11 protein-coding genes are annotated in these 12,291 nt (G+C 48.1%); 2 read left to right on the plus strand and 9 right to left on the minus strand.

The window, feature by feature from the left end:
- Positions 1–28: 28 nt before the first annotated feature.
- Entirely contained in the window at positions 29–562 is a 534-nt protein-coding gene (locus tag ABEW34_RS19800; protein WP_099520235.1) for an ADP-heptose synthase, read from the minus strand.
- A gap of 142 nt (positions 563–704) precedes the next feature.
- Here ABEW34_RS19800 and ABEW34_RS19805 point away from each other — a divergent pair, with 142 nt between their 5' ends.
- Entirely contained in the window at positions 705–1,691 is a 987-nt protein-coding gene (locus ABEW34_RS19805; RefSeq protein ID WP_430161062.1) for a YpdA family putative bacillithiol disulfide reductase, read from the plus strand.
- A 110-nt stretch (positions 1,692–1,801) separates the two neighbouring features.
- Here ABEW34_RS19805 and ABEW34_RS19810 read toward each other — a convergent pair whose 3' ends face one another.
- Complete coding sequence (locus ABEW34_RS19810) at positions 1,802–2,716, minus strand: NAD(P)/FAD-dependent oxidoreductase (RefSeq protein WP_430161064.1); 915 nt, start codon at positions 2,714–2,716, stop codon at positions 1,802–1,804.
- Between the two features lie 400 nt (positions 2,717–3,116).
- On the opposite strand from ABEW34_RS19810, the gene ABEW34_RS19815 reads away from it, so the two are divergent.
- The gene (locus ABEW34_RS19815; RefSeq protein ID WP_430161066.1) at positions 3,117–3,584 is read left to right on the plus strand and encodes a hypothetical protein; all 468 of its coding nucleotides are present in this window, start codon (positions 3,117–3,119) and stop codon (positions 3,582–3,584) included.
- A gap of 210 nt (positions 3,585–3,794) precedes the next feature.
- On the opposite strand, the gene ABEW34_RS19820 is transcribed toward ABEW34_RS19815, so the two are convergent.
- The 7 genes from ABEW34_RS19820 to ABEW34_RS19850 form a co-directional block, all read right to left on the minus strand.
- Entirely contained in the window at positions 3,795–4,901 is a 1,107-nt protein-coding gene (locus tag ABEW34_RS19820; protein ID WP_430161204.1) for a DUF3626 domain-containing protein, read from the minus strand.
- Positions 4,902–4,942: 41 nt separating this feature from the next.
- Complete coding sequence (locus ABEW34_RS19825) at positions 4,943–6,508, minus strand: sigma-70 family RNA polymerase sigma factor (RefSeq protein ID WP_430161067.1); 1,566 nt, start codon at positions 6,506–6,508, stop codon at positions 4,943–4,945.
- 237 nt (positions 6,509–6,745) lie between these two features.
- A complete protein-coding gene (locus ABEW34_RS19830) occupies positions 6,746–8,131 on the minus strand; it encodes a hypothetical protein (protein ID WP_430161069.1) in 1,386 nt (461 codons plus the stop codon).
- Positions 8,128–9,111: a DUF58 domain-containing protein gene (locus ABEW34_RS19835; protein ID WP_430161071.1), complete on the minus strand. Its 984-nt coding sequence runs from the start codon at positions 9,109–9,111 to the stop codon at positions 8,128–8,130. The genes ABEW34_RS19830 and ABEW34_RS19835 overlap by 4 nt, the downstream gene beginning before the upstream one ends.
- A 150-nt stretch (positions 9,112–9,261) precedes the next feature.
- Complete coding sequence (locus tag ABEW34_RS19840) at positions 9,262–10,221, minus strand: AAA family ATPase (RefSeq protein WP_430161073.1); 960 nt, start codon at positions 10,219–10,221, stop codon at positions 9,262–9,264.
- Between the two features lie 38 nt (positions 10,222–10,259).
- On the minus strand, positions 10,260–11,183 hold the full coding sequence (locus ABEW34_RS19845; protein WP_430161074.1) for a polysaccharide deacetylase family protein: 924 nt from the start codon (positions 11,181–11,183) through the stop codon (positions 10,260–10,262).
- 34 nt (positions 11,184–11,217) lie between these two features.
- A complete protein-coding gene (locus ABEW34_RS19850) occupies positions 11,218–12,240 on the minus strand; it encodes a phosphotransferase (RefSeq protein WP_430161076.1) in 1,023 nt (340 codons plus the stop codon).
- Positions 12,241–12,291 lie beyond the last annotated feature (51 nt).

Genomic DNA, 12,291 nt, shown 5'->3' on the forward strand with positions numbered 1-12,291 from the left:
GGCTGTTCGGATTGCTCTATTTTCTTGCTCAAAAATCTTTGGACAGCTCCATATCTGTAGCGGAAATGCCCTCTTCCACCGCAAACTCAAAATCTTCAATGTCGTAAATTTGCACAGGGATCTCAGCTTGAATCAGCTTATCCTGAAACTCAAACTGGTCGGACAGCAGCGGCAAATTAAATTTCAGTGCAGTCAGCAGCAGCTCCGTTTCGATCGGATCGAATGCTTCACCATATTGTGCGCTGTCCACAGCATGTACAATTGTAAACTGTATTCGCTCGTTCAGCAGCAGCGGCGAGCTTTCCCGCCACGGCACCTGCATCGTGCGTTCGATTTTTTTACGGTTGAGCGGATCTTCAAAAAAAGCAATCAGCTCGCCGATTTTATTTTTGACATGAGCATCATCATCTGGATCTTCCATAACGGGGTCCGATCCGTCTCTCATATCATATAGCTCCAAAATGGATGAATAAGGAACAACATAATCAATGGCACTGCTTGGAACGAGAAGGTGACCATAAGTTGCCACCATTACTGCCTCTATAACAAACCGTCGCGGCATGTTTGACCTCCTTCTATAAAACAACGTTTCCACATTATTATACAATAATCCAACTGGTGTACAAGATAGCCATTCGCCAAATTTGCATTAATTCCACACGCCGCAGTACAATGGTTGGGAAATCATTATCGGAGGTACATACATGATTAGAGAAGAAGCAATCATTATTGGAGCTGGTCCATGTGGACTTGCCGCGGCAATTGAGCTGCAGCGCATCGGAATCCGCCCCCTTATTATAGAGAAAAGCCATCTGGTCCATTCAATTTCACAGTATCCGACCTATATGCATTTTTTCAGCACGCCAGAGCTGCTTGAAATTGGCGATATTCCATTCACGACGCCGAATGACAAGCCTTCGCGGCTTGAAGCGATGAATTATTATCGCACAGCGGCGCTGCGCCATGAGCTTCGGATTAATCCTTATGAGACGGTAACGAGAGTCGTTCGTGATAACGGTCGCTTCACGCTTTCCAGCACCAATCGTTTTGGCGAACCGCTGACCTATTCCAGCCGCTATGTTATTATTGCCACAGGTTATTTTGACCATCCGAACTATTTGGGCATACCTGGAGAAGAGCGGGAGAAGGTGACGCATTTTTTCCGCGAGGCCCATCCGTATACCGGGATGGAGGTCGCGATTATTGGGGGCAGCAATTCCGCTATAGATGCAGCGCTTGAGCTTGAACGGATTGGGGCGAAGGTTACCGTCATTTATCGCGGTGAGCATTATTCATCAAGCATTAAGCCATGGGTGAGACCAGGCTTTGAAAGCAAAGTAGCCAAGGGGCAAATTGCGATGCGCTTCCGATCTCGCGTCACGAGCATCGACGACCGTAGTGTCACGCTTGAAGACCCTGAGGGCAACCATACGATTGCAAATGATTTTGTGCTTGCGCTGACAGGCTTTCATCCAGATCGGGATTTCCTGACGGATACGGGCGTCGTGATGGCAGAGGAAGGGTATCCGTTCTTTGACGAAGCTACGATGGAGACGAATGTGCCGAACTTGTTTCTCGCTGGCGTTGTTGCTTCACGACATGAAGCGAATGAAATATTTATTGAAACCGGACGATTCCACGGTAGAAAAATTGCCTCGCATATCGCCCAAAGCACCACAGCTGACAAATAAAAAGCAAACACCTTAATAGTTAGAGGCTGCCCATCGCGAGAGAGAACGCAGTGTGATGCGCTAAACCTCCGAGCATGAGCAGCCTCTTCTATAAATCTGTCATGATACGGTTAGCCCCGCTCGCTCCATGCTTCCCCCAATAATTCACTATTGATGCTTACAGCTGCCATTGATCCCATTAAAGCCGCCGCAACGACCTGATATTTTTGCGAGGCAGCATCTCCGGCACTATAAATGCCAGGCACATTCGTCTTGCCAAAATCATCGACAATAACAGCCCCTGCTTCTGTCATTTCACAGCCCATTGCCTGCGGAAGATCCGATCCAATCGCTAGCATCGGCACGAAGAAGATGCCTTCGCAAGCGATAATTGAGCCATCCTCCAGCACGACTTGCTGAACGTTGCCATTTTCTGCTTCAATCCGCTGAATTTTCGAGGCAAATACGGGTACATCATGCCGCTTTAATTCTTCATGCTGCTCATCGGTCATTTCGTCAGGGCCATCGGTGCAAATCGCATATTGGCTTGTCCAGCCTGCTATCGTTTTAGCTAAGTGCAGCGCACGCTCCCCATTGGCTATTAGGACAAGCTTTCTATCTCTCATTTCCCAGCCGTCACAATACGGGCACACAAATGCGCTTTTTCCATATACGTCAGTTAAGCCTTCAATAGCAAGTGGAATATCCTTCATCCCTACCGCAAAAAGCAGCTTTTTGGCTCCGAAGGCTGTTCCTTTTGCGGTCGTAATCATAAATGCCCCATCGCCCCCCGTTATTGCTACGGCTGAATCATTTTCAAAATGAACGGATGGGTAAACACTGATCTGCTCGCGCGCGATTTGACGAAACTCGCCAGGCTTAATGCCGTCTCTCGTTAAAAAGCCATGCGACTCCTGTGTCACCCGATTGCGCGGACGCTCTTCATCAATGACGATAACATTCTTCCTCGCTCTGCCTAATACTAGCGCGGCACTAAGTCCTGCCGGCCCTCCACCAATAATCGCAACATCCATTAATTGTTTCATATTAACCACCTTCCAAGAGTTTTAATATCTTTAATTGAATCACAAAACGCTTTCTAATGCTCATCGTTTTCTATTGCGATACGAATATTTAGGGATTGGAAAAATATATACTATTTTGTTTAGAATACCTCTTTCCAATCATCCATTAAAGATACTTGATATCCATTATCGCGCTACAAATTTAATTATAGATAAATCGAGTCTTTAATTCAAGTTTTATTTTATGTCGGCAGCTTATCTTTAAAGAAGTCCGATTTTGGAAAGAAAATAAGGCAGATCGATATAATCGAGAACAAAACGGCGGTAAATTACCCTTATTTTCATATTTATGTATATATTGGCTTTCTAATCATATGCTCCATTTGTGGGGAGGCAATTATCGAGTTAAAGGAGTGGAATGATGAAAAAAAGGCTAATCACTTCTATTGTCCTATTGTTTTCCATATTTGTAATGGGTTTTAGTTTAAGCAGTTCGGCAGCGCCATCCACATATGTCCACGGTATTTTTTCACAAAAACCGTTGTATGTATTGGATGGAACGACAGGCAATTGGCTGACCTCGACAAGCGGCAATGCGATAGCGAGTTGGACAGAAGCCCCGCTGGCCTCAGGAAATCAGGCATTTTTCAATGCAATCTCGATAGTCGGAACCGACCGTTTTGAATTCCGTCTAATCAGTCCTGGATCCACTACCGTTGATCAGATCGATGGCAAATTCGATATTTACAAAAATAATGTGAAGGTCGCTTCGGCGATTCCCGGCAGTGTATACGGTTTAAGCCAGCCGGTCGGAAATTATTTTAAATTTTATAACAGCACGAACACATGGCATGTATCCGGATACATCACAGATCGACTAGACTACTAAGATTTGACATCGAAGAAGTCCCACCCTCCCCGGACTTCTTGTTGCAATCATTCAAGCTATTTTTTGTAAACCTTTACATAAAAAACTTCCACCTGCTCCAAATCCTAACAATTTCAAGCCAAAACTGCTATGTATACGGGTAGGCCGTTGCTGTCCTTGAGTGCCGACCTTTATTCTACGCCATATCAACCAATAATAAAAAAACCTCCTTTATTTAGGATACGATTCACCGAACCGCACCAGCACGTGCCACATGTATTTTAATTCCTGAAGCACCCCATCTAAATTTCCTCTATCACTCCAAAGATCTGGATTGTATTTCAAATCATTGACCGCAGTTCCTACTGCTCTAACGTCAATTAGATTGTCGATGGCTATACGTTTGGCGAGTGATGGCATGGTTGACCCCCTAAAATCAGATGGTACTTTATCGGCTCGGATAACAAATCCCTTATGCCAATGAAGTTCTATTGAATATTTTAAACATAGCTTCTCAAAAGTTCCCTCTATGTCTGTTCCTTGAAATGAAGGATCGGCCACCAGTATTTCCACGTCATCTTGAAGAAAAATATCACCGTGAATTTGGGCCTCAATGAAGTGATTAAGATTTCGACTAGGCATCTGATTTATACGTTCAGTGATAGGCAGATTTAAGCAGAACAAAAGCCAATCGACCACTTTTCGGGGCTTTTCTCCAAGAGCATATTCTAGGAAGAATGCATCTTTAAGAACGGCGGCTAAAATGTCATCGAATTCCTCATAGGTACCTTTTTCTAGAGGATCATCCTGAGACCCACCGTAAGTATATGTGCAACGATAGGATGCCTGTGAAGCAAGAAGGAAATAACACGAACCAAACCTCGGAGATGGACCATCAGAATGCAACATTAAATCTAACGCGCCGTATTTTGGCCTTTCACTGTTGGCGATGCCCTCCAAATGATACGCGCCTCCAAGCAACTTCATCTCCCAGAGATCCCGAGCGCCTCCCGGGTAGGCGGACACGCTGCCATTAGAAATCTTCGTCTCAAACTGACTCTTATATGTCCCTTGCTCAAGTAATGCTTGTGCCACGCTTTTCTTGTCAGCAAGTGGACGATCAGGATGGAAATGCAACGCTACTCTGGCATGCGATCGAAGTTTCGAGACAGCATCTTCAAAACTACTCAAAGGGATATTAGACAAATGGAGAATTTCTCGGATTGATTCCTGTGCAGCTACCCTTCTCGAAGCAGCATACTGCTTGATATGCTGAATTGCAACGACGTTTTCGGGCCTCTTGAAAGCCCAATCCCAAAAAAACTTGCCGCTACTTATGGTATGGTTCTCCGCGCTGTCTGTTACGGCAAGTTGTTCGCTTAGCCCATATAAACCAAGTGCTTTCTCTCAGGGTCCCAGCGCCATGTCAAATCGCCATGTAGCCGCAGGCCGCCATACCACTCATTCATTCCCTTCACCTTCACCCAGTCCTTTAATCCCGCGGATACATCCACCCCTACCTCCGTTAATGCAACAATGCAACTTTCAAAGGAGGGGGTTGTTTTATTCCCATAATCAGGATATGAATGAGGGCCCCGTATCTCTAATAGTACATTCGGCCGTTCCGACATACTCCTTAGTCGATACCAAAATTCCAAATCACCCATTCCTAGCACATTTAATCGGTTCCCGATCTCTTTAAATAGCTCGCGCGGGGTATTCACCCCATGCCGGACCAGCTCCAAAGTGGTTTGCTCTACGATTCCCAGGCCATTCTTTACAGAAGGCAGGCGGGATACATGCAGTTCAAGTGCCGCATGAGCGAAGGGCAGCGCCGATGTATCTTCATGCAAGATTTCAACATGCCTTTCTATATCCTGGGAAGCGTATGCCTCCCAGATTTTGCTGCCCGTCTCAAGTTCCTTCCATTCAATCTTCTTCCACGTACCTGACAATGTTTCCAACTGGTTGGTTGTAAGCTGTCCCAACCCTCGAAACAAATCAATGCCTGGGTAGGCGCCAATACACAACAAATTCAGTTTTGTACGACCTAGTGGCTGCTTTGAAAACCAGTGCAACAAATAGCTTAGCATGAGTTGGTCAAACAAATCATGCTCGAACCATAGTACGACCTCATCATATTTGTGGAAGTTTTGTAGAATCTGTTCTTGCGACCTACAATTTGTCTCATATTCATCTGCCGAAATGCCCATAGTTCTCTCTAAATATTCCGCTCTGGTTGATCTCTGATGGGGCTCGCCCATATCAACAAATACCGGACCTACCGGATACACTTCTCTCCAGACCAGAATATCTCCGCGAATATTCCCCTTCCTTAACTTATCGCCGACAATATCTCCGTTTACTATATGGAGCATGGATACCCCTCCTTCGTAAAGATCGTTGAACATGGATACAAAGTCGGTGACAAGCAGCGACGTTCTCAGCTTACTGCGAGCATCGAATAATCGTTTTTTTAGTACGGAAGGGGATACACTCAGGAAATTTGAGATTTCTTTTATCGAATACCCCTGAAAATAAAATAATTGTACAACTAGTTTTAAATGGCTGGACAAACCCTCCACGGATTGATGAAGCCTCTCCTGCCATTCATTTCTCTCTGCGATGGACTCCACGTTGAATTTTTCTGCATCCATCGTAATCACTTCATCCATCGGCAGCGTGGAATGTTTTTTCCGGCGAAGAAACCGGTGGCATTGACGTTCGATAATGGTCTTGAACCATCCCGGGAACGCATCCGCCTCTTGCAATTTAGCGAGATTGAGAAAGGCCTCCGCAAACGCTTCTTGAACCGCATCCTCCGCTTGGCCCCAGTCACCTAACTTTCCATATGCAACAGAAAATGCCATTCCACTGAAATGTTTCACGATCCGCTCCCATGCGATTTGATCGCCAAGCCGAGCCCCTTCGATCCACTGCCGCACCTCTTGCACCCCCTCTGTATTCAAATTCTATATACAAAGTGCCAGTATTATTGCAAAAGGTTACTAGGTTCTGTCAAAAAAACAACATAAACATGCTCCTACTTATGATACGGTTCTCCGGAATGCATCTTCAACTAAACTGCCTGTTAGCTTAATACCGACCACGGTCTAATCGTTTATTTTTTGAACAAAAATTTAATTAGCCTAACTGGGTATTTCCCAGCTAGGCTGTTCATATTATTTGCCGTGCTTCTGCTGGCGTGCATACAAGGCATTTACCGCTTCTTCCTGCGGCTCCTCTTCCTTGTAGCGCGCCTCCTCATACAGCTCAATCAGTTGCTTACGCTCTACCTCGCTGTAGCTGTCAGTCCCCTTCGCAGCCACCTGCCATTTGATGAGCTCTTCTGCCGTTTCCCTAGGCGTCAAATGAGGCTGATACACATAACCTTTGCTTATGCTGCGCTTTACCCAACGACTGTACAAATAGCGGATTCGCTCCCTTGTTCCCGAGAGCTCCTCCCATTTAACAGCCTGCTCGGCTTTATTGCGCTTTCTGCGGAGCCGCCAGCCATCCTGCCATTTATTTAAGGTCATTAAACTTTCAACCTCATCGGTATAGCCCTGCTCGTCTCCCAGCCTTTCAGCGGAGCGCTCTGCCATTTTGGCAAGAAATTTTTTCGAGAGACGATACACGACTCGCAGCAGCCAATAGAGGGCCAGTCCGATCGCAGCAATCACGATGATTATAATGACGACTTTCAATAGGTTTTCAATCCAAACGAGCCAAGGGGCAGGATCTTTTTGCTCCACAGGCGGAAAAGCGGGCGGCGTCGATGCTTCCGGCTGCGGTGAATCGGGCACCTCTGCCTCACGACCCGTCATTAACGATAAAATCAGTTGAACGAGGGAACGTACTGCCCATTCTATCCCCTGCGTAATTTGTCTGATAAAGCCGATTGCAATGACAGGCAGCAGCAGCAGAGCAAGCATCCATCTATTTTGACGTTTAAAGGCTTCAAGAGAGGCTGAGATTGGACGATGCTGCCCCGTCTGATCTGTCTCCCGCTGCATCAGCCGCTCATTCACCATGAAAAAATAAACAATCAACGCTATGATTCCGCCCGCTGTCATCCATATTGAGTATTGCTGAAGCGGAATGAGCCAAAATTTAGCCAATTGCAGCACTAAATAGCCGAAAATGCCTATCATCATCGTGCTGCCGGTAAACATAATCGGCCAGCTGTACAGACGTTCATTCATTCCACGATAGGCAGCAATGCTGCCGAAAATAGCAAGCGCTGGCCACCAAGCTTGCCAGTTCGCTCCTGATGCCGTTGCAATTGTCCCGCATACGGCAAGCAAACCATCAGAAAGCAAAATGCCAATCAGCAAGGCAAGGCATAATCTAGTTGCCCGATTGCTGTTAATCAGCTTCTCTGAAATGGCAAGCAGCAGCGAGCCAGCGCCATAGCATAATGGCAAGCTGATCAGCCATACGATAAGGAGGCCGCCTGAGAGCGCATAAGCACCGAAAGGCAAAGCGAAAGGCAGAAAAAACAACAGCTCCAGCAAGCCTTTCCCTACAGCTATTCCTGCGATTTTTCCACTAAGCGCTTTGTTCATGATACGTCACCTGCCTGCTGCTGTTCGCTATGTTCGCTAGCCTGCCCTGCTAATAGCCAAATCGAGACGGAGTTGCCGCCAAAACGCAGCTCCTGAGCAGCAAGCTCCAGCGTTTCATTCCAATACGCAGAAATAATGAGCACATCGCAGCCACTTACACCGCGCTCGCTTTCCCTTTGCAGCAAATCGCTGAACAGCTCCGTCCGGGTTAGCGACAGCTTCGCGAGCAGCTCCAGTATCGCCAGCCACTGGTCATGTCCGCTGCGCGGCAGCAGCATGGCACTTTCAAGCTCGCCGTGCAGCGGCATATTGGCAGCAAAGCCGACTTCCATGCCGCTAGCCGTGACGGCCTCCGCTGCTCCTGCTGCCCATTCAATGCCCCGTTCGATTAATGCTTCATCCGTAATCGTGCGCCACATGCCCTCATGATCCTCGACATTCAAATAAATCATCAGCTTCCGGTCAGCTGTATAATCATATTGATGAACCTGCAGCTTGCCTGCCCGAGCAGTCGCTTTCCAGTTGACTGCCTTGAAGGAGTCGCTAGGGCGATAATCTCTTGCGCCTACGACAACGAAGGGATCTTCCACAATCCAGCGCCGTACCGACGTCTCGCCCTGCCAGCTGTGGGAAGGCAGCTCGTCCACCTTTACCTGTGCGGGGAGCGGATATACAAGCAGCTCGCCTTCAATCATCAATTGCTTCATATCATGATGAATGCCAAGCAAATCGCCGCCGGTCAGAGCAACCGAGCGAAGCTTGTACACCCCGCGCCTGGCGCTGACGAACGAATGCGTTCGAGTAATTTTCGTATAAGGCATAAGGCTGAAGAAGCTTTTATGATTCTGGTAATGCTCCCCGCTGCTCACCGCAAGATTATCCTGCGAGCGAAAGATGAGCTGGGAAGACAATTGGGATTCGACGCGCAGCCAAGGAACAGGCAGCCATTTGCCATTTGACAATTGCTCCACTAGCTCCATACGATCCCCACTAAAGCAGGTTTTTTGACTAAAGCGCCTGGAATAGCTAATGTTCCGCAAGGCAAACCTGCGAAACACATTAGCTTGAAGCATAACGATAATGATTGCAGCGATTATAAAAGAAACGACAAGCATCGTCTATTTACTAGCCTATTTAGCGAGAAGCCCTGCCTCGGCAGGAACCTCGGTTCGCCTAATAATGTCTTCAATAATTTTCTCTGCGCTGCCTTGTGTACGCTGCAGTCCACGAAGCGCGAGACGATGGGCCAGCACGGGCTGCGCCATCGCTTTAACATCATCCGGCGTTACAAAATCTCTTCCCCGCAAAATCGCCTGCACCTGCGAGGCTCTCAGCAGCGCCTGGCTGCCGCGAGGGCTGACGCCCGTCTGCACTTCTTCCCTGCTCCGTGTCTGCTCTACTAGCTTCAGCATATAAAGCAGCACATCGTCCGATACGCGTACGGAGGAGTAAAGCCTCTGGGCTTCAGCTATTTCGTCTGCCCCAGCAATAGGTGCAAGCTGCTCCAGCGGGTCTTCCTCTTTAAAGCGCTTCAAAATTTGCAGCGCCTCATCCGTTGTGGGGTAGCCCATTTTAACCTTGAATAAAAAACGGTCCAGCTGCGCTTCCGGCAGCGGAAACGTTCCTTGATGCTCGACGGGATTTTGCGTCGCCATAACCATGAACGGCCGCGAAAGCGGCATTGTCTCGCCCTCGAGACTAATTTGCCGCTCCTCCATACATTCGAGCAGGCTGGATTGGGTGCGCGGAGTGGCACGGTTAATTTCGTCAGCCAGCAGCATATTCGTAAACAAAGGGCCGGACCTGAATTCAAAATCTCCCTGCTTCTGATTGTAAAAATGGATGCCCGTCAAATCGGACGGCATTAAATCCGGCGTAAATTGCACACGCCGAAAGGTCAAGCTGAGCGACTTCGCCAGCGATTTGGCAAGCAGCGTTTTTCCCGTCCCGGGTACATCCTCCAGCAGCACATGACCACCGGTAATTAATGCGATAAACAATAGATCGGCTATATGCTCTTTCCCTACGATAACGCGGCCAATATTGCTTCTCAGCTGTTCAGATAATACAGCAATGGATTGGTAAGACATGCTAGCAGCTCCTTTTTTTTCACTATAAATAGGATGTTTTATTGACTCCAGCCACAGCGCTCGCGCTGCACACGCTGCAGCTGCGACCAGCGAACGAGCCGAATGCCCTCGCCCTGCAGCGTCTGCACGATTTCGCGATCACGGAACAGTTGGAACTCAAGCCCGCGCTTCTCAGGCTGGCCATGGAAGGATAGCAGCTCGTCGGTTACAAGCGACGGATGAATAATAAGCTCTGTCAAACCCGGCGGCAAGCTGCGCAGCTGCTGTTTCATCGCCTCTTTGAACGACGCATACGTTTCCCCAGCCTGCAGCTGAAATGGCAAACTGACTAAGTAATCCAATATAATGACGCCTTTGGAATCCGCCAGCATTCCGAGCTGCTTCGCCTGCTCAGCAAGCTCTGGAGAGGCTGTTAGCGCGCGATCACCAAGCAATTGACGCGGTAGGCGAAAAGGCAAGCCATATTTGGCGCATACATCGAATACAATAGGTAAAAAATGCTTGCCTGTCGCCAGCCCATATAAGCTGCCCATATGATTGTCGGCATGGCTCGGCTTCATCCCTAATTGCAGAGCAAGCTCTATTTGGGCAACCATTTCTCGCTCTACCTGCTCGGAGTCGGCCTGCAGCTCGAACGTTCGGCTGTCTTTCGGGAAATATCCGCCCTCTGAGAGCAAAGAAGGAACATCCTCCGGCTTGCTTACAGGGCCCCAGCGATAATTGTCCCACTCGCTTGTAAAAGTGAAATGAATGCCTACATCATGCTCCTGATGCAGCGCGCTCCACTTCGCCGCTTCCCGCGCTGCGCGGCACGGCATCATAATCGTTGCCGAGCTTACTGCGCGCTCTTCCAACAACTGCTCCACTGCTTTATTGACTGAACCACATAAGCCATAATCATCTGCATTAATAATGAGCAGTCTTTCATCGCTGCTGTATCCTAATGCTCCTGCAACACTCATGAGCCCAACTCCTTCAAATTATAGTGGTTAATGACTACAATGGTTGTTCAACGCCAGCAAGATGCTTCAGAAATAGCGCTTTCAAACGTGGTTCATTGCTGCCTGTCCAGTTCACGATTTTTGCCGCTTGGATCACAATTTTCTGCAATATCGCCGCTTCATCAAGCTGCTCCCGCCAGCGCGTCATAAAATGCAGCGTCACATCAAGCATCCGCAGCTTAAGCAGCAGCGTTATCGCGTTTGCTTCTGCCTCCGTCAGCCGTAATTCCGACCCAAAGCCTTCACAAAACAAGGCGATTCGCTCCAGCCGCCCTTCATCAGCCCCATCAATCAGATCCACGATAACGACAGCGAGCTCCATCGCCCTTACATCGACAGTGCAAAATTCAAAATCCAGCAATCCGACTACAGCATCCCCACGTGCAACGGAATTGCTGAAATTCAAATCGCCATGAATCCATTGGCGGGGAAGCTCCGCTATGTTTTTCAACTCTTTTTGTAAACGCTCTCGCTCCTGCTGCAAGCAAGCTATCTGCTCCTCAAATTCCGGCAGCAGCCCAGCTTCATTAGCAATTTGTCGCATAGCTGGAAGGTCTATGGCTTCATAAGATTGCTCCAGCTTATAATACGGATCATAAATAGGCTCGCCATGCGGCTTAATAGCGCTTAATCCCTTGCATAAAGCAGCCGTAGCGATGCCAAGACCCTTAATGTGGGAAATATTTTCGGCGGAAGGCCGCTTGCCTTCAATGAAATGGCATAGTGTGGCCAGCTTGCCGCCTGGCGCCTCCGTTACGGTCTGCCCTGCGCGATTTGCTACAGGCATCGGAACGTCAAAAAGGCGCGCGTCTTGCTCCAGCAGCCCAAATAACACCTCATGCTCCAGCAAAACCGTCGACTTATTTTGATGATTGTTGTAAATGCGCAGCACGTAGCGGTTATTTCCCGCCTGCACGATCCGCGTTGTATTGTTCATGCCGCTGTCTCCGGCAGCTATTTCCCATCGTTCGCCGAACTCGTATTGGTCTAAAAACGTTGCAAAATCATGCTGACTCAATCGTTTTGTCCTCCTTCAGCTACCAGTTGCTGCCTTTATTATACTTGCTGA

The organism is Paenibacillus algorifonticola (genome assembly GCF_050481745.1).
Taxonomy (GTDB): domain Bacteria; phylum Bacillota; class Bacilli; order Paenibacillales; family Paenibacillaceae; genus Pristimantibacillus; species Pristimantibacillus algorifonticola_A.

What these genes read in the sequence shown, in the direction of transcription:
- ABEW34_RS19800 (WP_099520235.1), bottom strand. Translation starts at nt 562, where the DNA reads ATGCCGCGACGGTTTGTTATAGAGGCAGTAATGGTGGCAACTTATGGT.
- ABEW34_RS19805 (WP_430161062.1), top strand. Translation starts at nt 705, where the DNA reads ATGATTAGAGAAGAAGCAATCATTATTGGAGCTGGTCCATGTGGACTT.
- ABEW34_RS19810 (WP_430161064.1), bottom strand. Translation starts at nt 2,716, where the DNA reads ATGAAACAATTAATGGATGTTGCGATTATTGGTGGAGGGCCGGCAGGA.
- ABEW34_RS19815 (WP_430161066.1), top strand. Translation starts at nt 3,117, where the DNA reads ATGAAAAAAAGGCTAATCACTTCTATTGTCCTATTGTTTTCCATATTT.
- ABEW34_RS19830 (WP_430161069.1), bottom strand. Translation starts at nt 8,131, where the DNA reads ATGAACAAAGCGCTTAGTGGAAAAATCGCAGGAATAGCTGTAGGGAAA.
- ABEW34_RS19835 (WP_430161071.1), bottom strand. Translation starts at nt 9,111, where the DNA reads ATGGAGCTAGTGGAGCAATTGTCAAATGGCAAATGGCTGCCTGTTCCT.
- ABEW34_RS19840 (WP_430161073.1), bottom strand. Translation starts at nt 10,221, where the DNA reads ATGTCTTACCAATCCATTGCTGTATTATCTGAACAGCTGAGAAGCAAT.
- ABEW34_RS19845 (WP_430161074.1), bottom strand. Translation starts at nt 11,183, where the DNA reads ATGAGTGTTGCAGGAGCATTAGGATACAGCAGCGATGAAAGACTGCTC.